The sequence below is a fragment of the Serratia sp. CY31944 genome (genome assembly GCF_052169175.1).
Taxonomy (GTDB): domain Bacteria; phylum Pseudomonadota; class Gammaproteobacteria; order Enterobacterales; family Enterobacteriaceae; genus Serratia; species Serratia sarumanii.
Window position 1 is genome coordinate 127691 of record NZ_JBJNLG010000014.1, and the last position, 22652, is coordinate 150342.

Sequence of the window (22652 nt, forward strand, 5' to 3'; positions counted from 1 at the left end):
CGGCATTACGGCATCGCCGGGCTTTCTTTATCGTGCTGCGTGGTTCAGCGCCTCGCTCACGCGTTCGACGACGTGCTGGGCGGTGACGATGCCGCCGGACAGATACACCTCGGCCGCCGGCAGGTAAACCACCTGGCCTTTTTTCACCGCCGTGGTTTTCTTCAGCGCGGTGCCGGTGAGGATCTTCTGCGGCGCCACCGCGTTCGGCCGCCCGGTCGCGGCGTCTCTGTCGATGACGAACAGCCAGTCCGGATTCAGTTTGGCCACCTGCTCAGGCGTCAGCTTGTTGCCGCGCACGTCTTTTTCGTCGGACTGCAGCGCAGACGCGAAGCCGAGGGCGTCATAGACGAAGCTGAAACGGCTCTTGGGGGCGTAGGCGCTGATCTTGCCGCCGGAGAACAGCACCACCAGCCCGCGCCCGGCCTGAGCGGCCTGCGGTTTGACCGCCGCGATCTGCGCATCCAGCTTATCGACCGCCGCCTGCGCCTGTTGCTGCTTATCGAACAGCTCGCCCAGCTGCAGCGTGCGCTGTTTCAGGCTGCCGAGCTGATCCTGCGGATCGACGGACATGTTCAGCGTCGGCGCCAGCGCGTTCAGCTCGTCATAGGCTTTGGACGCCCGGCCGGCGATCAGGATCAGATCCGGCTTGGCGGCGCGCAGCACGGCCATATCCGGCTTGAACAGTGTGCCGGCATTGAGGTATTTGTCGTCCTGATAGCGCTTCAGGCTATCCGGCAAGTTCTTGCGGTTGCCGGGCAGCGCCAGCGGATCGACGCCCAGCAGCTGCAGCGTTTCCAGCGAGGCGTAATCCAGCACCACGATGCGCTGCGGGTGCTTTTTCACCTCGGTGCTGCCGTTCAGGTGCTGGACGTTGACGGTGGCCGGGGTTGCGGCTACCGGCGTAGCGGTTTTGCTGTGGCAACCCGCCAGCGCCATCGCTGCCAGCAGGGCGATCATCAGGGGGGAGCGGCGTAATCTCATGGGGCTTCCTCACGGTGATGGAATGAAAAGGGCGCGCAGCGCGCGCCCGGGGGCATCAGAAGTTATAGGTCATGCCGACGGTGTAACGGCGGCCGTCCAGCGTGGTGTTGTAGTGGTCGTAATCCACGGTCTTGTCGAGGATGTTGTAGACCCCGCCGGTCAGCTGCAGGTTTTTCGCCGCCTGGTAGCTCAGGCCCGCATCGACGAAGGTGTAGGACGGCGTGCTCTTGGCCATCGAGGTGCGGCTCAGGTAGTCAGAGGTGCGGCTGCGGAAGTTGACGCGCGACCACAGGCTGAGGTCCTGCGTGGCGCGCCAGTCCAGCACGGTGTTGAGCATGTGCTTCGGCATCTGGTTAAGCGCCTTGCCCTGGAACTCGCCGCTCTTCTGCTCGGAAGAGGTATAGGTGTAGTTGGTGTTCCACTTCCAGTCTTTGTTGATCTGCCAGCCGAAGGTGGCTTCCACGCCGCGCATGTTGGCTTTGTCGACGTTGACGCGATCGCTGATAAAGTCGTAGGACGTGCCGCCGATGGTGCAATCCGGCGTGTCTTCGCAGCGGCGTACTTCGGTGATCTTGTTCTTGAAGTCGGTGTTGAAGACGGTCACGCCGGCGTTAACGCCTTTCAGGCTATCCCACATCAGGCCGATTTCTTCGCTCAGGCTCTTCTCCGGCTGCAGATCCGGGTTGCCGACGATGATGCCTTTACGCACGCCGCCGCCGGTGACCTGGCCCCAGTTAGGAGAGGATTGGCGCAGGTCCGGCGATTTGTAACCGGCGGAGACGCCGCCTTTCAGCGTCCACTGTTCGGTCAGGTGCCAGACGCCGTACATGCGCGGCGTCCAGTGGCTGCCGAAGTTTTCGTCCTGATCCATGCGGATGCCGGTTGTCAGACTGAAGTCGTTGGTCAGCGCCCATTCGTCTTCAGCGAACAATGCCCAGCTCCAGCGCGTCAGCTTGCTGAGACCTTGAGCCGATTCAAGCTGGTTACCGCCGTCGCCCAGTTTTTCATAGCGGTATTGGCCGCCGAGGTTCAGCATGTGGGAACCCAGTTCGAACTGGTTCTGGGTGTTGAAGATGGTGTTGTACATCTTCATGTTACGGCCTGGGTTATTGGTCTCTTCCCGCTGCACGTAGCTGGTGGAGTTGCCGAAGTCATAATAGCCGTTGTGGGTCAGCGCGTAGTTGGTGCGCGTATACAGGCTTTCGCTGCGGGACGTCGGCGAGCATTTGCCTCTGCTGCAGCGCTCCGCCACCACCGATTTGCCCGGCGTGCTGTTGCGATCTTGCAGCGAACGGCCGATTTCGAAGTCGAATTCGTTTTTCTCGTCCGGCGTCAGGGTGAACACCGCGGTGCCGCTGCGCATGCGCTGTTCGTTGTAACCGTTGACGATTTTATCTTCCGCGCGGCGCGACAGCAGGCCGTTGACCCGCAGGCCGAGCAGCCCTTCAACCAGCGGGCCGGAGGCGTAGGCGTTGGTCTGGAACAGATCGCCGGAATCGCGGTTTTCCTGAATGGTGGCGTCGCCGTGCAGCGAGCCTTTCCACTCGGTGCGGGAGGTCTTGCGAGTGATGACGTTGATCACGCCGCCCATGGCGTCGGAGCCGTACAGCGAAGACATCGGCCCGCGCACCACTTCGATGCGCTCGATGGCTTCCATCGGCGGCAGCCAGCCCTGTTCGATGCCGGCGTTGTCGCTGTTCGGACGGGTGCCGCGGGTGTCGACGCGCTTGCCGTCCACCAGGATCAGGGTGTACTTGGAGGACATGCCGCGGATGCTGATGTCACTGCTGCTGGCGCCGCCGGTGATCACCACGCCCGGCACGTCTTTCAGCGCGTCGGTCACGTCGCGATAGGCCTTGTCTTCGATCTGCTGGCGCGGGATCACCGAGATGGAAGCGGCGGAGTCCTGAATTTTTTGCTGGAAGCCGGAGGCGGTGACGACCATGGTGTCCTGGGTGTCGTCCTGCGGCGCGGCCAGCGCGGCGGTGGCGCTGAGTGAGGCGATCACCAGAGCGGCGAGCTTGCTGTAACGTGGCGTTTCCATGAGGTAAACCTTTCCTGGATTGAAGTGAAAGTAATTAACCAATTGAATTTCTAATGAAATTGTTCGTCTTTCGCTGAGAAATGCTTAGCTTCGTCAACGTTGCGTGAGGCTATTGTAAGGATTTTTTTCTGAATGTAAACGCTAATGATAATCCATATCATTTGTATGCTGGTTTTGCTGGCGGGAAAGTTTAACCGGATGAATTAAAGGGAAAAGCGGCGCAGCGGGCGTGCGCCGGGGAGGATCAGCGTTTCTGGATATAGGTGATGGCCAGCGCCAGCGCCAGCACCAGGCCTTTGATAATGTCCATGGCGTAGTAGGGCACCGACAGCATCACCAGCCCGTTTTGCAGCACGCCGAGGATCACCGCGCCGATCAGCGTGCCGAGCGCATTAGGTTTGCCGGCCCCGGCCAGCGAGAAGCCGATATAGGCCGCCGCCACCGCGTCCATCAGATAGCCGCCGCCGGCGTTGACCTGCGAAGAGCCGATACGTGACGCCAGCAAGATGCCGCCAAGCGCCGCCAGCCAAGAGGAAATGACATAAGCGGTAACCCTGTAACGCACGGTGTGGATGCCCGACAGGCGCGCCGCCTCGGGGTTGCCGCCGATGGCATACATGCGGCGGCCATGCTTGGTCAACGACAGGAACAGCTGCACCGCCACGGTGACCGCCAGCATGATCAGCACGATCACCGGCACCTGGCCGAGGGCGGAAAACACCTCCGGAATCAGGCCTTCCGCCATGTCGCCATTCGGCAGCACCATGTTTTGGGTGATGGATCCGCCGTAGCTGTAGGTCATCGCCACGCCCTGGATCACGAACAGGCTGGCCAGTGTCGCCAGCATATCGGGAATTCTGAACACCACGATCAGTAGGGCGTTGAACAGGCCGACCAGCGTGCACAGCAGCAGCGTCACTACGATGGCGCCGGTGGTGCCGAACCCGTGCCAGACGAACAGCGAAATCACCAGCGCGTTGGCCAGCGAGGCGGTCGAGCCGACCGACAGATCGAAACCGCCGACCGACAGCGAGATAGAGACGCCGATGGCGATCACCGTCACGATGGCGATCGAACGCAGGATATTGATGATGTTGTTGGCATCGAGGAAGTTGTCCGACGCCAGCCCGAACAGGGCGATCAGCGCCGCCACGGTCAGCAGCATGCCCCATTTGTAGAGGAAATCGAACAGCTGTTGGCGCCAGGGCAGCGCAGGCCGCAGGGCTAATTCTTTACTCACGCAGGGGTTCCTCCGGTGGAATAGAGCAATAAGGTTTCTTCGTCGATGTCGGCGGCGTTCAACTCCGCCACGATGCGGCCGTCCCACAGCACGCAGATGCGATCGCACAGGCCAACCAGTTCGGCGAACTCGCCGGAGGCGTAAATCACGCCCTTGCCGGCGCGCGCCAGGCCGTCGATCAGGCTGAACAGCTCCTGCCTGGCCTTGATGTCCACGCCCTTGGTCGGTTCATCGAAGATCAGCACCTCGGCGTCGCCGCGCAGCCATTTGCCGATCGCCACTTTTTGTTGATTGCCGCCGGACAGGCGCGCCAGCCGCTGTTGCGGGCCGGAGGCGCGAATGTTCAGGCGTTGCATGATCTCGCGCGCCCAGCGCAGCTCTTGTCGCCGACTGAACAGGCTCCAGCGCGAGAAGCTGTCGTCGGCGCTGACGCTCAGGTTCATCGGGATCGCCTCATCGATGAAAATGCCTTCTTTGCGGCGTTCCTCCGGCACCAGCGCCAATCCTTGTTCGACCGAGAGGTGCGGCGCGCGCGGCGCCCAGGGCTGCCCGCGCAGTTCGCCGCGCTCAAGCTGCACGGCGCTGGCGCCGAACAGCGCTTTGCACAGCTCGGTTTTGCCGGCTCCCGCCAGCCCGGCGATGCCGAGAATTTCGCCTTCATGCAGCCGCAGCGAAACGTCGCGCAGCTTGTGGCGATCGCGCAAGCCTTGCACCTGCAGCAGCGTTCGCTCGGCGTGCGGCGGGCGCGGCGGCGGGAAAATATCGTCCAGCCGATGGCCGAGCATCTTCTCGACGATCTGTTCGCCGCTCAGCCCGCGCATGGCGTCTTCGCTGACGCGACGGCCGTCGCGCAGCACCGTCAGCCGATCGCAAATGTCTCTCAGTTCGTGGATGCGGTGGGAAATAAATACGATGCCGATGCCTTCGGATTGCAGGCGGCGAACCACGTTAAACAGGCGCTCGCTCTCGGCGCGATCGAGCGGGGCGGTCGGTTCGTCGAGCACCAGAAAACGGCAGCGGTGTGACAGCGCGCGCGCCAGCAGCACCTGCTGTTTTTCCGCCAGCGTGCAGTCCGACAGCCGCCTGCGTGGGTTGAGCGGCAGCGCCCATTGCTGCAGCAGCTGCGCGGCGCGGCGGTGCAGTTCCGCCCAGTTCAGCCAGTGGCCCGGTTCGTTCAGCCAGTCCAGCATGATGTTTTCCGCCACCGACAGCGTGGGGATCAGCGCGACGTCGACCTCTTGCTGCACCACGTGAATGCCGTGGCGGCGCGCCTGCAGCGGGGAGTGGATCGCCACCGCCTGGCCGTCGATCAGGATCTCGCCGCGATAATGATCGTGGGCGCCGGAGAGGATCGCCATCAGCGTCGACTTGCCCGCGCCGTTGGCGCCGACCAGCGCGTGGATTGAGCCGCCCTGCAGCGTGAAGTCCACGTCCTGCAGCGCATTGAAGCCGGCGAAGGCGATCGAGATATTGCGCATCTCGAGGCGTGAAGGCGTTGCGGTTGACATAGGGTATTAAGGCCGTTTAGATGTTTAGATGGCTGTTATGCTCTGTTGTAACACAGATTACGCCGTTGGCAACCAACAAAATGGCATAACGGCGGTGGAAAACGCGTTGGCGGGTAGGGGCGCAACCCGCGTCAGGCTGCGCCGGTGCGAGAAGCGCTCAGAAGGTGGTGGGGGTGTGTGCGCTGACGATGCGGCAGATGCGCGCCGAGGTATTGCTGAAGCTGTGCGGGATGCCGGTGTTGATGGCGTAACTCTGGCCGGCGGTCAGGCAGTAGCTCTGGCCGTTGATGGTCAGCACGATCTCGCCCTCCAGCAGGGTGCCGATCTCTTCGCCCTGGTGCTTGATCTTTTCACCGGTGGTGGTGCCGGGCTGGTAGGTTTCCAGCATCATCGCCAGGTTGCGCGTCGGGCTGCCGTTGTGCACCAGCTTCATCGACACCCCCTGGCTGCCGATCTCAATCAGATCCTCGGCGTCGATCACCACGCGCGGCTCGTCGACGGCTTCCGGTTCGGCAAAGAATTCAGACAGCGACAGGCCATACACCTTCAGCAGCTTTTGCAGCGTGCTGATGGCCGGGCTGACCTTGTCCTGTTCGATGGTGCTGATCGCACTGTGGGTTAACCCGGACAGTTCGGCGACCCGGCGCTGCGACAAACCCAATTGCTGACGGATCTGCGACAGGCGTTTGCCCGGTGCCAAGCTGGCTTCGCTCATAGCGGTACTTCCTTCTGGTAGGGGCGACAGGCAGACATGAATATCGCTATCGGGCGCCTGTCTGGGCGATAACGATGTTGCATGATATCGGTAGTTAGGGCAGGTTTGGAAAATATATTGCCCATGTTCACTCTCGGTGCGTTGGACGAAATAGTTGACGTAAAAATGGCGGCAAGGCCTTTTCGGTCAATATTTTATCAATTTAGCAGCCGGCGGCGAATAATCAAACAGGATTGTAACATTTGCAAACCTATTCTGTTAAGACTATGTTTCATGGTGTGGATGTTATTTTGAGCGCCCGGCAGCGGCGCAGCCTGGCGAGAAATCCAATCATGTGTTGAATCGAACGGCGGACGGGCGCCAACGCGCCTTAAGAGCATAATGGCGGGTGACGTATGCAAACCAATAGCGCAGCAGTTGAAAATTTTGCACAGCATCATGAAGAGAGGCGAAGTAGCGCGTTCCAAAATGAGGTTGCTCATTATTTGGAACGCCATCCCGCCACGCAGTATGTCGATATCCTTCTCACCGATCTCAATGGTTCCTTCCGCGGCAAACGCATACCCGTCTCTGGGTTGAAAAAACTGGAAAAAGGCAGCTACTTCCCCGCGTCGGTGTTCGCCATGGACATCCTCGGCAACGTGGTGGAGGAGACCGGCCTTGGGCAAGAGCTCGGCGAGCCGGACCGCATTTGCCTGCCGGTGCCCGGCTCGCTGACGCCGTCGGCCGCCGATCCGCAGCATATCGGCCAGGTGCTGCTGACCATGCTGGATGAAGATGGCACTCCCTTTGACGTTGAACCCCGCAATGTGTTGAACCGCGTGTGGCAGGCGCTGCGACAGCGCGGCTTGTTCCCGGTGGCAGCGGTAGAGCTGGAGTTTTATCTCATCGATCGGCAGCGCGACGCGGAGGGCGATCTGCAGCCGCCGTGCGCGCCCGGCACCCAGGAGCGCAACACCCAAAGCCAGGTGTACTCCGTCGATAACCTGAACCATTTCGCCGAGGTGCTGAACGACATCGACGCGCTGGCGAAGCTGCAGGGGCTGCCGGCGGACGGCGCGGTGGCGGAGGCGTCGCCGGGGCAGTTCGAGGTCAACCTGCGTCATACCGACGATATCTTGCTGGCCTGCGACCACGCGCTGGCGCTGAAACGGCTGGTGCGGCTGGTGGCCGAGAACCACGACATGCACGCCACCTTTATGGCCAAGCCCTACGAGGATCATGCCGGCAGCGGCATGCACGTGCATGTCAGCATGCAGGACGGCGCGGGCAACAACCTGTTCGCCGACGACGAAGGCGAGGATTCGCCACTGCTGAAACAGGCGCTGGCCGGGATGATCACCCTGATGCCGGCGTCGATGGCGCTGCTGGCGCCGAACGTCAACGCCTACCGGCGTTTCCAGCCGGGGATGTATGTGCCGATCCAGGCCGCCTGGGGCCACAACAACCGCACCGTGGCGCTGCGCATTCCCTGCGGCGAAGCGGAGAACCATCGGGTGGAGTATCGCGTGGCCGGCGCCGACGCCAATCCGTATCTGGTGATGGCGGCGATCCTGGCCGGCATGCTTTACGGGCTGGACAACGCGCTGCCGCTGCCTGAGCCGGTGACCGGCAACGGGCTGGAGCAGGAGGGGCTGCCGCTGCCGATCCGCCAGAGCGACGCGCTGTACGAGTTTGAGCATCAGCACGCGCTGACCCACTATCTGGGCGAGCGTTTCACCCAGGTTTATCACGCCTGCAAGACCGACGAACTGCTGCAGTTCGAGCGGCGGGTGACGGAAACCGAGATTGACTGGATGTTGAAAAATGCCTGAATGGGCGTATAAAGTAAGAGGTATGTGCGGCCGACCGGCCTGCCGGTAGTGGATTAATTCGCCTGCCGGGCCGGTTTTCCGCTCGATCGACAAAAAGAATTTGTATTTGAGGGCTTCCGGATCTTGTCATCCGGAGGCATTCTGGTGCAAAATATCTCAAATGCAGATAGCCGACGTTTTAACGCGTCGGTTATTTTTTTTGCATTAAGTTTTACCAACGTAGCGTTTCATACACCAAGCGAGGCCGGACACCGATCCGGATAGATAAATAGTTTCGTGCACGATCAAACAAAACTTTATGGTCGTGACTCATGAGGATTAGAAAGATGGGGCAATTTTTCACTTTAGCACCGGTGCCCGCCGGTTTCCGCTGTGGCCGCAGCGACTATGGAGCAGCCGAGGTTACCTCGACCCGTTATCCAGCTTACAATCCCCTTCTTTTAGAATTAAGTCGCTCGTTGCGAAGTTTCCCCGCAACCTTAAGTCTTGGCGTGTCCGCCATCCGCAAGGCTCAAGGTAAGGGGGGGCTGAACAATGTCCGATAACACCCTCAACGCCGCTCCGGCTCAGCGCACTCAGCTGCGTAAAACCCTGACTTTGGTTCCGGTAGTGATGATGGGCCTGGCTTATCTGCAGCCAATGACCATCTTCGATACCTTCGGCATCGTATCCGGCCTGACCGATGGTCACGTCGCGACCGCGTACGCCTTCGCTCTGCTGGCGATCCTGTTTACCGCCCTGAGCTACGGCAAACTGGTGAAGAAGTTTCCTTCTGCCGGTTCCGCCTACACTTACGCCCAGAAAGCCATCAGCCCGCACGTCGGCTTTATGGTGGGCTGGTCATCGCTGCTGGACTACCTGTTCATGCCGATGATCAACATTTTGCTGGCCAAGATTTACCTGGAAGCGATCTTCCCGGGCGTTCCGTCCTGGATTTTCGTGGCGGTGCTGGTCGGCTTGATGACGATTTTCAACCTGCGCGGTATCAAGCTGGTGGCTAACCTGAACTCCATCATCGTGGTGGTGCAGGTGGCGATCATGATCGTGTTCCTCGGCCTGGTGATCAACGGCGTTTACCACGGCGAAGGCGCCGGTACGCTGGTCAGCAGCCGCCCATTCTGGTCCGATAACGCTCACGTGGTGCCGATGATTACCGGCGCGACCATCCTGTGCTTCTCGTTCCTGGGCTTCGACGGCATCAGCTCGCTGTCTGAAGAGACCAAAGACGCGGAAAAAGTGATCCCGAAAGCCATCTTCCTGACGGCGCTGATCGGCGGCATCATCTTTATCGTGGTGTCTTACTTCGTGCAGCTGTACTTCCCGGACATCTCGCGCTTCAAGGATCCTGACGCGTCGCAGCCTGAAATCATGCTGTACGTGGCGGGCAAATTCTTCCAGTCGGTGATCCTGGTGTTCTCCTGCGTGACGGTATTGGCGTCAGGCATGGCGGCGCACGCGGGCGTTTCGCGTCTGATGTACGTGATGGGCCGCGACGGCGTGTTCCCGACTCGTTTCTTCGGCTATGTACATCCGAAGTGGCGTACCCCGGCGCTGAACGTGCTGCTGGTTGGCGCCATCGCGCTGTCCGCCGTGTCGTTTGACCTGGTGACCGCGACCGCGCTGATCAACTTCGGTGCGCTGGTGGCCTTCACCTTCGTCAACCTGTCGGTGATTTCGCAGTTCTATATTCGCGACAAGATGAACCGCACCGTGAAAGACACGTTCAACTACCTGATCCTGCCGGTGCTTGGCGCATTGACCGTCGGCGCGCTGTGGATCAACCTGGAAGCCAGCTCGATGACGCTGGGCCTGGTCTGGGCGGCCATCGGTCTGATCTACCTGGCCTTCGTCACCCGCAGCTTCCGTCTGCCGGTGCCGCAAGCGAGCGAAGACGCCGCCTAAGCGCGAGCCGTCTCCTCAGCCACAAAAAAGGCCGCATTTGCGGCCTTTTCCTTTTCTGCTTGCTGCGGGTTTACCCCACCAACTCTTTGCCGTAATCGAACAGCGCTTTCAGCAGGGCGGTTTTCTCTTTGTCGCCTTCGTGCAGGTTATACAGCGATTCGAGCTGCAGCAGGTAACTCTGCACGCGCTCCGCGCTCAGCGCTTCCTGGCGGTGCTGCAGCCAGCGGCGCTGTTCGGCATCGTCCAGCGTATTCGGGTAGTTGCGCGCGCGGAAGCGGAACAGCAGCTCTTTCATGCGGCCGTCGCTGAAGGCCAGATCCAGCGCCGGCAGGTTCTGCGGCTTGGTCTGCTGGATAATTCTCATCGCCGCCTTGTCGGCGTCGCTGAAGAAGCCGTCATACAGCCGGGCGTCGACGTCGTCGGAGCCTTTGAACGGCTCGGCTTCGGCGAACAGCGCCACCACTTTCTCGCGCACTTCCGGGTGCTGTTTCAACAGCTGCAGGTTTTGCAGGCAGGCCTGGCGATCGATGCCCAGCCGCTCGGCGTTCTCCGGCAGCAGGGTTTTGGCCGGCGCCAGCACCGGGCATTTGTTGATGTGCACCAGCTTGATCGGCACCGGCGCCTGATCCGGCGCCAGGTCGTCGCGGCGGGTGTACAGCCGTTCACGCAGCTGCTCGGCGCTCAGCGTCAGCAACGGCGTCATGTCGCCGGCGAGATCGCACATGATCACCGCGTTTTTGTTGTCCGGGTGCCAGGCCAACGGCGACACCCAGCTGGTGTTGCCGCGCGCCGCGCCAAACATGCCGGAGACGTGCACCAGCGGCGTCATTTCGGCGACGTCGATCAGGGCGTTCAGCTTGTGCTTGTTGCGGTGCTGCAACAGGAAATCGAACAGCCGCGGCTGCGCCTGTTTGACCAGCTTGGCCATGGCGATGGTGGCGTAAACGTCCGACATTGCGTCGTGAGCCTGCGTGTGCTCGACGCCGTTGGCGCGCGTGAGATGCTCCAGGCGGAAGCTGGGGAAGCCGTCTTCGTTTTCCGGCCAGACGATGCCGTCCGGGCGCAGGGCGTAGCAGGCGCGCATCACATCCAGCAGATCCCAGCGCGAGTTGCCGTTTTGCCAGCTGTAGGCATAGGGATCGTAGAAGTTGCGATAGAAGATATTGCGGCTCACTTCGTCATCGAAACGGATGTTGTTGTAACCGAGAATGCAGGTGCCGGCCACGCTGAAGGCCTGGTGGATTTGGCGGGTGAATTCGGCTTCGTTAACGCCTTTGGCGCGCGCCACCTGCGGCGTGATGCCGGTGATCATCACCGCCTCGGGTTCCGGCAGGTAGTCGTCGGCCGGGGCGCAGTAGATGACCAGCGGCTCTTCGATAATGTTGAAATCCATATCGGTGCGCACGCCGGCAAACTGCGCCGGGCGGTCCAGCGACGGGCTTTTGCCGAAGGTTTCGTAATCGTGAATATAAAATGTGGCCGTTGCCTTGCTGCTCAAAATCGCGTCTCTTCAGTGGCGGATACAATATGTTCCTATTGTAACGGCGTAGGGAGCGATGCCAAGCGACGGTTAGCGAAATGCGCGCAATTACGCACGGCGATAGTAATCCAGCCGTTGATGAAAGTAGGGGAGCAGGTGGTCGGGGATCTGTCGTTCCGTTTCCGCCTGGGTCGAGGCGATGCCGTAGCGCTCATTGTAGATCACGCTGATGGCCAGCAAATCGGTTTCTATTTTTTCGCGTTGTGCCTGCGGTAAGCTATCCAGCTTTCGAGCCATCGTTATCTCCCTGTTAACCTTAGGGCATAATAGGATCGTTAGCGGGTCTTGTCCCTACCCATTCCGGGGGGCGCTTGATGCCTGTGAGCTGGGTTGCGTGCAAGGGGGCTGGCTGTGGCGAGCGGCGAGCTCGCTCTCCGGGTGGTGAGCCTGGAAGCGATCCGCCCGGTTATACAGCGAATAGGCGCCGCTTATCACCGCCCCCCAAAACAGGGCGCACAGCAGCAAAACCCCCAACCAGATTTTTTGGTTATAGGTCATAAGTCCTCCACGGACGATAAGAGAAATAACATTGACCGCTAAATTAAATCAGGTGCTACATCAATGGTATTTAAACGGCAGAGATTAATCATAAAATAGATGAGATTCTTTTGTTACTAAATCCACGTTGGATGTATCAAAAGATTCCTTAAGATAATATTAAGAGAAGTGATTTCTAGCGCCGTAATTCTATTTAATATTTGTTTAAATACCCGCAGATACAATCTCCCACATTCAATACCAATGTGGATGAAAATTATGAAAACGCTACTGTTGACCGGCGCTACCGGCTTTTTGGGTGGTGCGGTTCTCGAGAAATTATTGATTGAAAATCAGTCTGTTAATTATCTTTTACTGGTGCGCGCCGACGATGCGCAACAAGGGCTGGCCCGTATTCGCGCGAATATGGAAAAGTTTAATATCGACGCGAACCTGCTGTCTAAAATTACGATAGAAAATATATTGTTGGGCGACCTTTCCGAGCCGGCCGACTTTTTAACTGACGCACGTATTAACAAAGTCACGCACGTTATTAACTGCGCGGCCGTTGCTTCATTTGGTAATAACCCGCTCATTTGGAAGGTAAACGTAGAAGGCACTCTGGTCTTTGCCGAAAGAATGGCGCAGGTGCCGGGATTAAAACGTTTCCTGCACGTTGGTACCGCCATGTCCTGTTCGCCGGAGCCGGGTTCGCTGGTGGCGGAGAGCGGCGAGTTTGAGGAAGACGCCGAGCATCTGGTGGAATACACCCGTTCCAAATCCACCATCGAACAGCTGATGCGCCAGCGCTGCCCGCAACTGCCGCTGACCATCGCTCGTCCGTCGATCGTGGTGGGCCACACCCGCCTGGGCTGCCAGCCTTCCAGCAGCATTTTCTGGGTGTTCGGCATGGCGCTGATGCTGCGCAAATTCATGTGCTCGCTGCAGGACAATATCGACGTGATCCCGGCGGACTACTGCGCGGATGCGCTGGTGATGCTGATGAACAGCGAAACGCTGGAGAACGACGTTTATCACATCTCCGCCGGTGAGGAGAGCAGCGTCAGCTTTGCCGAAATCGACCGCGCCATGGCGGCGGCGCTGGAAAAGGCGCCGGTGGGCGATGAGTATGCGCAGGTGACCTATGACGCGCTGGTGAAAATGCGCCGCCAGCTGAAAGACATTTTCGGCCCGTGCAACGAGCGGCTGATGCTCAAGGCGATGCGCCTGTACGGATCGTTCGCCATGCTCAACGTGCGTTTCAGCAACGAAAAGATCCTCAAGCTGGGCATGCCGAAGCCGCCGCGCTTTACCGACTATATCGCCGGCTGCGTGCAGTCGACCCGCGGGCTGTCTATCCAGCAGCAGATGGTGGTGGACTTCAAATAACCGCCGGGCGCACCGGGCGCCCGAGGTTGCTCTGCTACCAGGACGAAGAGGACCAGAAGACGCGGCCGAGCACCACCAGTTGCTCCTTGCGCTGCTGATAGCTGAGATGCTCGTCCTGGTACTCTTCCCGGTTGAGGGAGCGGATGACGACGCCGCCGTCCGGCTGCTCGATCAGCACCTTCACCCGCAGCAAATTGCCGTGGCGGATGGCGTAGGTCTTGCCTTCGCGGATGCGCGTATCGTCGGTGTTGATGCCGACCACGTCGCCGTCCTGCAGACGCGGTTCCATGCTGGAGCCGGAGATGCGGATAATGCGCGCGGCGTTGACCGCCACCCCCATCTTGTGCAGATAGTAACGGCGGAAGATCAGCGAAAACTCCTCGCGATCGACGATTTCGTAGCAGCCGTCGCCGGCGGAAAAATCGATATCCAGCAGCGGGATCTCCACAAACTCTTCCTTGTCTTGTTCGGTATCTTCCCATACCACCGGTTTCAAACGGGCGGGCTGGAAGTCCGACTCCGCTGCCACGTTGTCAAACGGGCGTACCAGCTGCTTTTCGTGAAACACGTCGAACCAGCCCTTGGGCAAATTCAGCCTGGCCTCGATCCGCCTGGCCAGATTGTCGCCAAGATTGCGGGAGGATTTTTCCCCGATGATTTGGCTCAGCGTCGGCGCGGAAGACTCAACCAGCGTGGCGAATTCATTCTGGTTGACGCCTTGCCGGGCGTAGCGGGCCATCAATTCGCGCAGATTGTTGCGCCTGATTTCTTTAGTTTCCATCGTGCCATGATCGCACTCTTTAGCAAAAAGGTAAATAACGGTTTTGCTAAAAAACGCTTGCGCATGATTTAGCAATTAGCTAAAACAAAAAGAGTGAGCCAAAGGTTCACCTGTGCGGGGCGGCCTGTCATGATGAGGGGCCGCTCAGTGAAATCAAGCGAGAGAGGGACTTTACGATGTACAAGATTGATTACAATAGCTACCGATCGGTCGCCAGCTTCGGCCACCGCGTGCGTTTTCTGGTGCTGCACTACACGGCGCAAAACTTCGCCGACTCGGTGAAGTCGTTGACCGGAAAATCGGTCAGCGCACACTATCTGGTGCCGGATCCGACCGAAGCCACCTATCAGGCCGCCGGCTTCAGCGGCGTGCGCATTTTCAACCTGGTGGATGAGAACGAGCGAGCCTGGCATGCCGGCGCCAGCCAGTGGGGCACCCGCAGCAATATCAACGACACCTCGATCGGCATCGAGATTGTCAACCTGGCGAGCGGCGACGGTGGAAACATCACCTTCCCGCCGTTCAATCCGCAGCAGATCGAGGCGGTCACCCAGCTGGCGCAGAACATCCTGCAGCGTTATCCGGACATCTCGCCGGTGAACGTGGTGGCGCACTCCGACATCGCGCCGGGCCGCAAGAGCGATCCGGGCCCGCAGTTCCCGTGGCAGCAGCTGTATCAGGCCGGCGTCGGCGCCTGGTATGACGAAACGACCAAGCAGCAGCGCCAGCAGGAATACTGCCGCCAGGGGCTGCCGGCGCAGGCCGAGCTGCTGAAACTGTTCGCCCAATACGGCTACGATACCTCGGCGGCGAACACCGCAGAAGGCTATCGTCAGCTGGTGCGCGCGTTCCAGCTGCACTTTCGCCAGCAGAAGTATGACGGCGTGATGGATGTCGAAACCGCCGCCGCTCTGCGCGCGTTGGTCGACAAGTACGCCGCCTGAGCCTGACCGCGAATGGGGGACGCCTCATTCGCCTTTTCCTTGCCGGGTTTCCTCCGCTAAAATAGCGGCCTGGCTGGTCTTTATCGGAGGCATCGTGCGCCTCGATCGAAAAATCTCTTCCCTTGAATTGCTGACCTATCGGCACTATCGCATCGTTCACGGCGTGCGCATTGGGTTGGCGTTTATCCTGACCTTTCTGCTGATCCGCTTGCTGGCGGTGCCTGAAGGCACCTGGCCGCTGATCACCCTGGTGGTGGTGATGGGGCCGATCTCATTTTGGGGCAACGTGCTGCAGCGGGCGCTGCAACGCATTGCCGGCACGGTGTTCGGCGCCGCTTCCGGCCTGATTGCTCTGTATCTGGAACTCTATTCGCTGCCGCTGATGCTGGCCTGGTGCGGCGTGGTGATGTTCGTCTGCGGTTACCTGACGCTCGGCAAGCGGCCGTATATGGCGCTGCTGGTGGGGATCACGCTGGCGGTGGTGTGCGGCGCGGGCGCCGGCGACATGCACACCGCGCTGTGGCGCAGCGGCGACGTGATCTTCGGCTCGCTGCTGGCGCTGCTGTTCACCAGCATCTACCCACAGCGCGCCTATATTCTGTGGCGCATGCAAATGGCGGACTGCCTGCAAACCGCCGCCCGCATCTACGGCGCGTATTTTTCGCCGAACGTTATCGAGCGGCCGCGGCTGGAGCCGCAGCTCAAGGATCTGTTGAATCAGGTGGTGAAGCTGCGCAGCCTGATCGTGCCCGCCAGTAAGGAAACCCGCATCCCCAAAGCGGTGTTCGAGGCGGTGCAAACCCTCAGCCGCAATCTGGTGTGCACGCTGGAGCTGATGGCCGACGCCTACTGGGCCTCGCGTGAAACGCACTTCATCATGTTGAACGCCCGCACGCTGCGCAGCACCCAGCTGCTGACGCTGAGCTCGCTGGAATCGCTGGCGGTGCTGATGCGCGAAGGGCCGCAGGAACAGCGGCAGGCGGCGGCGGGGCAGCTGGCGGAGATTGCCGGCGAGCTGAAAACGCTGATGCAGGAGGTGAGCCTCGGCCAGCACGGCGAAGCGCCGATTTACGGCTATGTCTGGCTCAGCATGGAGCTTGCGCAGCAGTTGGAAGAGCTGGGGGATCTGCTCCTGGTCTGCACCGCCGCCGGGCGCGAATAAGGGGTCAGATCATGAAGGCGGCGCTTTGGGTTTTGGCCGCCGGGGCAAAGTGGGTAAGATAAGGCAATCACTGTTGTGCCGGACCGCCACAAACCTGTATCTTGGTGCCATGTGGCCGTAAGCAAATGAATCTGTGTATTACTAAAGCAAGGGTATAAAGATGGATAATGCAAATAAGCCGAGTTTCCAGGACGTGCTGGAGTTTGTGCGTATGTTCCGCCGCAAAAACAAACTGCAACGCGAGATCGTCGACAATGAAAAGAAAATTCGTGATAACCAGAAGCGCGTGCTGCTGCTCGACAACCTGAGTGAGTACATCAAGCCCGGCATGAGCATTGAAGACATTCAGGGCATCATCGCCAACATGCGCAGCGACTACGAAGATCGCGTTGATGACTACATCATCAAAAATGCCGATCTGTCCAAAGAACGCCGCGAGCTGTCCAAAAAGCTGAAAGCGATGGGCGAAGTGAAGTAACCCGCTTTAGCGGGCCGGGCGTCCTGCCTGGCCCGCATCCTTATCCCGCCTGATTTTCCGTTCTTGCCGACGCTGCCGTTTCCGTTGGGGCGTTCCCCGGCGGCCGAAGGCGCCTCCCCATCCTGCAGGATCTGCAGGTGACCGCCGGGGAACGCTTGTTACTGCTCCGCACCGTACATGTCGAAGTCGAAATACTTGTCGTTGATTTTCTTGTAAGTGCCGTTGGCGCGGATCGCCTGCAGCGCGGTGTTGAAGGCGTTCAGCAGCGCGGTATCCTCTTTGCGCACTCCGATGCCGTCGCCGACGCCGAAGTATTTGCTGTCGTTCAGTTCGGCGCCGATAAAGGCGAAATCTTTGCCGCCGGGCGTTTTGAAGAACTCGCTGGCGCTGACGCTGGCCAGCAGCGACGCATCCAGCCGGCCGTTGGCCAGATCTTCGTTCACCTCCTGCTGGCTTTGGTAGGCGACCACGTTAACGCCGGCTGGGCGCCACAGCGCGTTGGCATAGGCCTCCTGGCTGGAGCCTTGCTGCACGCCGACCGATTTGCCCTTCAGCGAGGCGGCGGTAGGCTGCAGGTTGCTGCCCTTATGCGCCACCAGCCGCGCCGGGGCGTTGGAGACTTTGCTGGAGAAGGCGATCTGCTGCTGGCGCTGCGGTGTGATGGTCATCGACGAGGCGATGGCATCAAATTTCTTCGCCTGCAGGCCGGGGATCATGCCGTCCCAGCTGCTTTCCACCCACACGCATTTGGCCTGCATCTGGTCGCACAGCGCCTGGGCGATATCGACGCCAAAGCCGGTCAGCTTGCCCTGCGGGTTTTTATATTCCAGCGGCGGAAAGGTGGGATCGATGCCCAGCTTGATCACCTTGCCGCTGAATTCGCCGCTCAGCGCGGGAAAGCTCGCGGCCAGCGGCAGCAGCAACAACAGCCCTTTGATGGTTTTCATGTCATTTCCTCAGCGTTGGCGATTAAACAGTGGGGCGAGCCAAAAAGCGCTCGACCAATTTGACCCAGTAGGTGGCGCCTATCGACAGGTTGTCGTCATTGAAGTCATAGCCGGGGTTGTGCAGGGAATTGCCCGGCGTGGCGGGGCCGTTGCCGATCGAAATGTAGCTGCCTGGGCACTTCTCCAGCATAAAGGCGAAATCTTCGCTGGCGGTAAATGGCCGCAGCGTGGGGATAACCTGGCTCTCTCCGGCCCAGTCCAGCGCCACCGCGCGCGCCAGTTCGGTTTCTGCCGGGTGGTTCACCAGCACCGGGTAGCCGTGCCGGTAGTCGATCTCCGCGCGGGCGCCGAAGCTGGCGGCCTGCGCCGTGACCAGCTCGGTGATGCGCTGTTCCAGCCGCGCGCGCACTACCGCCGTCAGCGCGCGCACGCTGAGCGTCAGGGTGGCGGTCGCCGGGATCACGTTGGCGGCCTGGCCGGCCTGCATCGCCCCCACGGTGACGATCGCCGTTTCCTGCGGATCGATATTGCGCGCCACGATGGTTTGCAGGCTCATGACGATGGCCGCGCAGGCCACCACCGGATCGACGGTGCTTTGCGGCACCGCGCCGTGGCCGCCGTGGCCGTGCAGGGTGATGTGCACCGTATCGGCCGAGCACATCAAGGGGCCGCTGGCGAAGCCCAGGTGGCCGGTGGGGAAGCCGGGCACGTTGTGCATGGCGAACACCGCGTCGCAGGGGAAGCGCTCAAACAGGCCGTCTTCAATCATCACTCTGGCGCCGCCGCCGCCTTCTTCCGCCGGCTGAAAGATCAGGTGCAGCGTGCCGCTGAAGTTCGGCTGCCGCGCCAGACAGCGCGCCGCCGCCAGCAGCATGGCGGTGTGCCCGTCGTGGCCGCAGGCGTGCATCACCCCGGCATGGGTGCTGGCGTGCGGCAAGCCGGTGGTTTCGGCGATCGGCAGGGCGTCCATGTCGGCGCGGATGCCGAGCGATTTTCCCGGCCCGCGCTGCAATGTGGCGACAACGCCGGTTTGTCCTACGCCGCGCGTGACGCGGTAACCCCACTCCTCCAGCCGCTGCGCCACCAGATCCGACGTCGCGAACTCCTTAAATCCCAGCTCCGGGTGGGCGTGTATGTGGCGGCGAAGCGCGACCATCTCATCATGAACGGCGGCGATCTCAGGCAGTACGAGTGAAGGGCTCATCACGGTCTCCGGCAAAGGGTCCCGGCCAACGGGCGGGGAATGGGGCAGAGGGGTAGGCATCGAGACTAGCAAACTCCGTTTTTGCCGGGTAGCCGCCGTTCGGTTATGCTGACAACCGATGATTGTCAGGAGGTGAACATGAAACTGCACCAACTGCAGGCGCTGGTGGCCAGCGCCGACAGCGGCAGCATTCGCGCGGCGGCGCGGCATCTGGGGCTGTCGCAGGCGGCGGTGACCCGCGCGCTGCGCGAACTGGAGCAGGAACAGGCGCTGCCGCTGCTGATCCGCACCCCGACCGGGCTGGGCTTTACCCCCTACGGCAAAACCTTGCTGGCGCACGCCCGGCTGGTGCTGAACCAGCTGGAGCAGGCGCAGGGCGAAATGGCGGCGCTGCGCGGGCGCACGGCGGATCTGGTCAAGGCGGCGTTCACCCCCTGGTTGATGCTGACGGTGCTGCCGTCGGCGGTGATGGCGTTTCGCAGCAAGATGCCGGCGGTGCGGCTGGAACTGTCGGAAAGCCTGATGGCCAACGCCCAGTCGCAGCTGCGCGAGGGCACGATGGATTTTGCCATCACGCCGCTGCCGGCGTCGTCGGCGCCGCAGGAGTTCCACTGCGAGCCGCTGCTGGAGTATGAAACGGCGTACATGGTGCGGCGCGGCCACCCGCTGGCGCACAGCACCTCGCTGCATCAGCTGCTGGAGCAGGATTGGGTGATGAGCTATACCCCGGAAAGTTTCGATGCGCTGTTCGACGAGGTGTTTCTCCGCCACGGCGTGCGCCTGCCGCGCCAGCGCATTATCCAGGCGCATTCATTTGGCATGCTGCAGGCGCTGGTGGAGTCCGCCGAGATGTGCACCTGGTGCCCGCGGCCGATTGCCGCGCTGCCGCAGTTTGCCTCTCGCCTGCAGCCGCTGGCGCTGCGGGAGAGCTGCCGGCCGGCGCAGCTGAATATCGTCACCCGGCGCAACAGCATTCTAAGCGCCGCCGCCCATGCGTTCATCGACACGCTGGTGCGCACCCTGCGCCAGCAGGCGCGATCGTCGCGGCCGGAAGATCGCCAGATCTACGATCGCGTGCGCCTGTTGATGTAGCGGATCCCCCCGGATCGCCGATCCCGTAAATGGGATCGCGATCCGCATTTGTAGCATTTCTAGCCGCAATGTTAACGATATGTGATTTCGCTCAAATAATTATTTTTGCAGCTTTGGTTATATGTTGCTCTATGTTCACGTTGTCATTTTTGGTTTTCCTGGATTTTTGATGATTAATCTATTGAAATTTATCACTTTGTAACATTTGTTGTTTTTTGTTGGATAAAAATGACAACGTCAACATTAAGAAAGTTCAAGCGTTTAATGAGTGTATTGGAGGAAGAGATGAGCCAGTTGCCGGAAAAAATGCGCGCGGTCGTTTGCCACGGCCCGCAGGACTATCGTTTCGAACAGGTGCCCACCCCGCTGCCGGAGGCGCGCGAGCTGGTGATCAAGGTGGAAGGCTGCGGCATCTGCGCCGGCGACTGCAAGTGCAAGAACGGCGCGCAGATGTTTTGGGGGGAGAACCCGTGGGTCAAACCGCCGGTGGTGCCGGGCCACGAGTTCTACGGCCGCATCGCCGCGCTGGGCGAGGGCGCGGAAGGCAAATACCAGCTCGGCGAGCGGGTGATCGCCGAGCAGATCGTGCCGTGCTGGGAGTGCCGCTACTGCAAATCCGGCAGTTACTGGATGTGTGAGACGCATAACATTTACGGTTTCCAAAAAGACGTGGCGGAGGGCGGCATGGCGGAGTACATGCGCTTTTCCGAGAACGCCATCGTGCATAAGATCCCGGAAAGCCTGAGCCATGAAGACGCGGTATTGATTGAGCCGATGGCCTGCGCCATTCACACCGTGGCGCGCGGCGACATCCAGTTGGACGACGTGGTGGTGCTGGCCGGCGCCGGGCCGCTCGGGCTGTGCATGGTGCAGGTGGCGCGCCTGAAGACGCCGAAGAAACTGATCGTGATCGACGCCATCGACGAGCGGCTGGCGCTGGCGAAGGAATTTGGCGCCGACGTGGTGATCAACCCGCTGAAGGAAGACGCCGACCAAGTCGTCAAATCGCTGACCGGCGGCTACGGCTGCGACGTCTACATCGAGGCCACCGGCGCGCCGATCGGCGTCACCCAGGGGCTGCAGATGATCCGCAAGCTGGGCCGCTTCGTGGAGTTCAGCGTGTTCGGCAAGGAAACCACCGTCGATTGGTCGATCATCGGCGATCGCAAAGAGCTGGACATTCGCGGCGCGCACCTGGCGCCCTACAGCTATGAAATCGCCATCGATCTGTTCGAGCGCGGGCTGGTGACCTCCAATGGTGTGGTTACCCACAGCTATTCATTGAACGACTGGGACGAAGCCTTCGCCCTGGCGGACTCGACCGACTCCATCAAGGTGATCCTGGTTCCCTGACCCTCCCGCTGTACCGTTGTTGCAGTCACGATCGCCGGCCCGCTCGCAATGGGGGGCCGGCCGGTCGGCCAAACGTAAAGACATGCTGTTGCTCTGATAACCACAACAAGAAGCTTCCCTACAGGAGAATTGGCTATGTTTTCATTATTCAAAAAGACCCTGCCTTTTATCGTCGCCGGTGGAATGTTGGCGGCCAGCCATGGGGCGCTGGCCAAGCAAATCACTATCGGTATGTCGTTCCAGGAAATGAACAACGACTACTTCGTCACCATGAAGCAGGCGCTGGATCAGGCGGCGGCGGATATCGGCGCCAAGGTGTACGTGGCCGATGCGCGCCATGACGTCGCCAAACAGATCGGCGACGTGGAAGACATGCTGCAGAAGAAGGTGGACATCCTGCTGATCAACCCGACCGATTCGGTGGGGGTGCAGTCGGCGGTGATCTCCGCCCATAAGGCCGGCGCGGTGGTGGTGGCGATCGACGCGCAGGCGGAAGGGCCGCTGGACTCGTTCGTCGGCTCGGAGAACTACGACGCCGGCTTCCAGGCGGGCGAGTACCTGGCGAAAGCGCTGGGCGGCAAAGGCAAGGTGGCGATCCTCGATGGTATCCCGGTGGTGCCGATCCTGGAGCGCGTGCGCGGCTTTGAAGCGGCGATGAAGAAATACCCCGACATCAAGATCGTCACCAAGCAAAACGGCAAGCAGGAGCGCGACACCGCGCTGACCGTGACCGAAAACATGCTGCAGTCGGCGCCGGATCTGGCGGGCATCTTTAGCGTCAACGACGTCGGCGCGCTCGGCGCCCTGGCGGCGATCGAAAGCAACGGCGCCAAGGTCAAGCTGGTGAGCGTCGACGGCCAGCCGGAAGCCATCAAAGAGATCCTCAAGCCGAACTCGCCGTTCATCGCCACCTCGGCGCAGTTCCCGCGCGACCAACTGCGCATCGCGCTCGGCATTGCGCTGGCCCGCTACTGGGGCGCCACGGTGCCGAAAACCGTGCCGGTGAAAGTGAAGCTGATCGACCGCAGCAATGCGGCCGGCTTTAGCTGGTAACAGCGGCCAGGTTCGCCCCGCTGCGGCG

20 protein-coding genes are annotated in these 22652 nt (G+C 60.7%); 9 read left to right on the forward strand and 11 right to left on the reverse strand.

Annotated elements, in window-relative coordinates; all coding sequences use genetic code 11:
* Nucleotides 1-27 precede the first annotated feature (27 nt).
* The 6 genes from ACJ8IN_RS15725 to ACJ8IN_RS15750 form a co-directional block, all read right to left on the reverse strand.
* Nucleotides 28-981: a siderophore ABC transporter substrate-binding protein gene (locus ACJ8IN_RS15725; protein WP_308325907.1), complete on the reverse strand. Its 954-nt coding sequence runs from the start codon at nucleotides 979-981 to the stop codon at nucleotides 28-30.
* 55 nt (nucleotides 982-1036) lie between these two features.
* The gene (locus ACJ8IN_RS15730) at nucleotides 1037-3025 is read right to left on the reverse strand and encodes a ligand-gated channel protein (protein ID WP_442519505.1); all 1989 of its coding nucleotides are present in this window, start codon (nucleotides 3023-3025) and stop codon (nucleotides 1037-1039) included.
* Between the two features lie 244 nt (nucleotides 3026-3269).
* Entirely contained in the window at nucleotides 3270-4265 is a 996-nt protein-coding gene (locus ACJ8IN_RS15735; protein WP_060427528.1) for an ABC transporter permease, read from the reverse strand.
* The gene (locus tag ACJ8IN_RS15740) at nucleotides 4262-5773 is read right to left on the reverse strand and encodes a sugar ABC transporter ATP-binding protein (protein WP_197846122.1); all 1512 of its coding nucleotides are present in this window, start codon (nucleotides 5771-5773) and stop codon (nucleotides 4262-4264) included. Before ACJ8IN_RS15740 ends, ACJ8IN_RS15735 begins: the two co-directional genes overlap by 4 nt.
* A gap of 157 nt (nucleotides 5774-5930) precedes the next feature.
* The gene (puuR, locus tag ACJ8IN_RS15745; protein ID WP_016927000.1) at nucleotides 5931-6488 is read right to left on the reverse strand and encodes an HTH-type transcriptional regulator PuuR; all 558 of its coding nucleotides are present in this window, start codon (nucleotides 6486-6488) and stop codon (nucleotides 5931-5933) included.
* 197 nt (nucleotides 6489-6685) lie between these two features.
* Nucleotides 6686-6970: a hypothetical protein gene (locus tag ACJ8IN_RS15750; protein ID WP_197765946.1), complete on the reverse strand. Its 285-nt coding sequence runs from the start codon at nucleotides 6968-6970 to the stop codon at nucleotides 6686-6688.
* Between ACJ8IN_RS15750 and ACJ8IN_RS15755 the strand changes: the two genes are divergently transcribed.
* Both ACJ8IN_RS15755 and ACJ8IN_RS15760 read left to right on the forward strand, forming a co-directional pair.
* Nucleotides 6884-8302, forward strand: a complete 1419-nt coding sequence (locus ACJ8IN_RS15755; protein ID WP_308325906.1) for a glutamine synthetase family protein — start codon at nucleotides 6884-6886, stop codon at nucleotides 8300-8302. The genes ACJ8IN_RS15750 and ACJ8IN_RS15755 overlap by 87 nt on opposite strands.
* A gap of 534 nt (nucleotides 8303-8836) precedes the next feature.
* Nucleotides 8837-10204 (forward strand): APC family permease, encoded by a 1368-nt coding sequence (locus ACJ8IN_RS15760; protein WP_033647989.1) that lies wholly within the window; start codon nucleotides 8837-8839, stop codon nucleotides 10202-10204.
* 70 nt (nucleotides 10205-10274) lie between these two features.
* On the opposite strand, the gene sbcB is transcribed toward ACJ8IN_RS15760, so the two are convergent.
* Nucleotides 10275-11702: an exodeoxyribonuclease I gene (gene sbcB, locus ACJ8IN_RS15765; RefSeq protein WP_033635248.1), complete on the reverse strand. Its 1428-nt coding sequence runs from the start codon at nucleotides 11700-11702 to the stop codon at nucleotides 10275-10277.
* Nucleotides 11703-11792: 90 nt separating this feature from the next.
* Nucleotides 11793-11981, reverse strand: coding sequence for a DNA polymerase III subunit theta (locus ACJ8IN_RS15770; protein ID WP_033635247.1), 189 nt, complete (start codon nucleotides 11979-11981; stop codon nucleotides 11793-11795).
* Nucleotides 11982-12500: 519 nt separating this feature from the next.
* Here ACJ8IN_RS15770 and ACJ8IN_RS15775 point away from each other — a divergent pair.
* On the forward strand, nucleotides 12501-13610 hold the full coding sequence (locus ACJ8IN_RS15775) for an SDR family oxidoreductase (RefSeq protein ID WP_047571760.1): 1110 nt from the start codon (nucleotides 12501-12503) through the stop codon (nucleotides 13608-13610).
* Between the two features lie 34 nt (nucleotides 13611-13644).
* Here ACJ8IN_RS15775 and ACJ8IN_RS15780 read toward each other — a convergent pair whose 3' ends face one another.
* Nucleotides 13645-14391 (reverse strand): S24 family peptidase, encoded by a 747-nt coding sequence (locus ACJ8IN_RS15780; RefSeq protein ID WP_004935623.1) that lies wholly within the window; start codon nucleotides 14389-14391, stop codon nucleotides 13645-13647.
* Between the two features lie 176 nt (nucleotides 14392-14567).
* On the opposite strand from ACJ8IN_RS15780, the gene ACJ8IN_RS15785 reads away from it, so the two are divergent.
* The 3 genes from ACJ8IN_RS15785 (at nucleotide 14568) to tmaR (ending at nucleotide 16975) form a co-directional block, all read left to right on the forward strand.
* Complete coding sequence (locus tag ACJ8IN_RS15785) at nucleotides 14568-15335, forward strand: N-acetylmuramoyl-L-alanine amidase (protein WP_308325905.1); 768 nt, start codon at nucleotides 14568-14570, stop codon at nucleotides 15333-15335.
* 94 nt (nucleotides 15336-15429) lie between these two features.
* Complete coding sequence (locus ACJ8IN_RS15790; RefSeq protein ID WP_047571282.1) at nucleotides 15430-16497, forward strand: FUSC family protein; 1068 nt, start codon at nucleotides 15430-15432, stop codon at nucleotides 16495-16497.
* 160 nt (nucleotides 16498-16657) lie between these two features.
* Complete coding sequence (gene tmaR, locus ACJ8IN_RS15795) at nucleotides 16658-16975, forward strand: PTS system regulator TmaR (protein ID WP_004935612.1); 318 nt, start codon at nucleotides 16658-16660, stop codon at nucleotides 16973-16975.
* Between the two features lie 158 nt (nucleotides 16976-17133).
* Here the strand turns inward: tmaR and ACJ8IN_RS15800 are convergent, their stop codons facing one another.
* Both ACJ8IN_RS15800 and ACJ8IN_RS15805 read right to left on the reverse strand, forming a co-directional pair.
* On the reverse strand, nucleotides 17134-17922 hold the full coding sequence (locus tag ACJ8IN_RS15800; protein ID WP_033655109.1) for an ABC transporter substrate-binding protein: 789 nt from the start codon (nucleotides 17920-17922) through the stop codon (nucleotides 17134-17136).
* A gap of 22 nt (nucleotides 17923-17944) precedes the next feature.
* On the reverse strand, nucleotides 17945-19126 hold the full coding sequence (locus tag ACJ8IN_RS15805) for a M20 aminoacylase family protein (RefSeq protein WP_047571284.1): 1182 nt from the start codon (nucleotides 19124-19126) through the stop codon (nucleotides 17945-17947).
* A gap of 138 nt (nucleotides 19127-19264) precedes the next feature.
* On the opposite strand from ACJ8IN_RS15805, the gene ACJ8IN_RS15810 reads away from it, so the two are divergent.
* The 3 genes from ACJ8IN_RS15810 to ACJ8IN_RS15820 all read left to right on the forward strand — a co-directional run bounded on the left by ACJ8IN_RS15810 (nucleotide 19265) and on the right by ACJ8IN_RS15820 (nucleotide 22624).
* Entirely contained in the window at nucleotides 19265-20218 is a 954-nt protein-coding gene (locus tag ACJ8IN_RS15810) for a LysR family transcriptional regulator (RefSeq protein ID WP_060422616.1), read from the forward strand.
* Nucleotides 20219-20503: 285 nt separating this feature from the next.
* Complete coding sequence (locus tag ACJ8IN_RS15815; protein ID WP_308326152.1) at nucleotides 20504-21571, forward strand: zinc-binding dehydrogenase; 1068 nt, start codon at nucleotides 20504-20506, stop codon at nucleotides 21569-21571.
* Nucleotides 21572-21706: 135 nt separating this feature from the next.
* Nucleotides 21707-22624: an ABC transporter substrate-binding protein gene (locus ACJ8IN_RS15820; RefSeq protein WP_015378502.1), complete on the forward strand. Its 918-nt coding sequence runs from the start codon at nucleotides 21707-21709 to the stop codon at nucleotides 22622-22624.
* The last annotated feature ends 28 nt before the right edge of the window (nucleotides 22625-22652 follow it).

Coding starts and splice junctions, on each gene's coding strand:
- ACJ8IN_RS15800 (WP_033655109.1), bottom strand. CDS start 17,922: ATGAAAACCATCAAAGGGCTGTTGTTGCTGCTGCCGCTGGCCGCGAGC.
- ACJ8IN_RS15760 (WP_033647989.1), top strand. CDS start 8,837: ATGTCCGATAACACCCTCAACGCCGCTCCGGCTCAGCGCACTCAGCTG.
- ACJ8IN_RS15755 (WP_308325906.1), top strand. CDS start 6,884: ATGCAAACCAATAGCGCAGCAGTTGAAAATTTTGCACAGCATCATGAA.
- ACJ8IN_RS15815 (WP_308326152.1), top strand. CDS start 20,504: ATGAGCCAGTTGCCGGAAAAAATGCGCGCGGTCGTTTGCCACGGCCCG.
- ACJ8IN_RS15750 (WP_197765946.1), bottom strand. CDS start 6,970: ATGAGCAACCTCATTTTGGAACGCGCTACTTCGCCTCTCTTCATGATG.
- ACJ8IN_RS15770 (WP_033635247.1), bottom strand. CDS start 11,981: ATGGCTCGAAAGCTGGATAGCTTACCGCAGGCACAACGCGAAAAAATA.
- ACJ8IN_RS15725 (WP_308325907.1), bottom strand. CDS start 981: ATGAGATTACGCCGCTCCCCCCTGATGATCGCCCTGCTGGCAGCGATG.
- tmaR (WP_004935612.1), top strand. CDS start 16,658: ATGGATAATGCAAATAAGCCGAGTTTCCAGGACGTGCTGGAGTTTGTG.
- puuR (WP_016927000.1), bottom strand. CDS start 6,488: ATGAGCGAAGCCAGCTTGGCACCGGGCAAACGCCTGTCGCAGATCCGT.
- ACJ8IN_RS15780 (WP_004935623.1), bottom strand. CDS start 14,391: ATGGAAACTAAAGAAATCAGGCGCAACAATCTGCGCGAATTGATGGCC.
- ACJ8IN_RS15740 (WP_197846122.1), bottom strand. CDS start 5,773: ATGTCAACCGCAACGCCTTCACGCCTCGAGATGCGCAATATCTCGATC.
- ACJ8IN_RS15805 (WP_047571284.1), bottom strand. CDS start 19,126: ATGAGCCCTTCACTCGTACTGCCTGAGATCGCCGCCGTTCATGATGAG.
- ACJ8IN_RS15730 (WP_442519505.1), bottom strand. CDS start 3,025: ATGGAAACGCCACGTTACAGCAAGCTCGCCGCTCTGGTGATCGCCTCA.
- ACJ8IN_RS15810 (WP_060422616.1), top strand. CDS start 19,265: ATGAAACTGCACCAACTGCAGGCGCTGGTGGCCAGCGCCGACAGCGGC.
- ACJ8IN_RS15785 (WP_308325905.1), top strand. CDS start 14,568: ATGTACAAGATTGATTACAATAGCTACCGATCGGTCGCCAGCTTCGGC.
- ACJ8IN_RS15820 (WP_015378502.1), top strand. CDS start 21,707: ATGTTTTCATTATTCAAAAAGACCCTGCCTTTTATCGTCGCCGGTGGA.
- ACJ8IN_RS15775 (WP_047571760.1), top strand. CDS start 12,501: ATGAAAACGCTACTGTTGACCGGCGCTACCGGCTTTTTGGGTGGTGCG.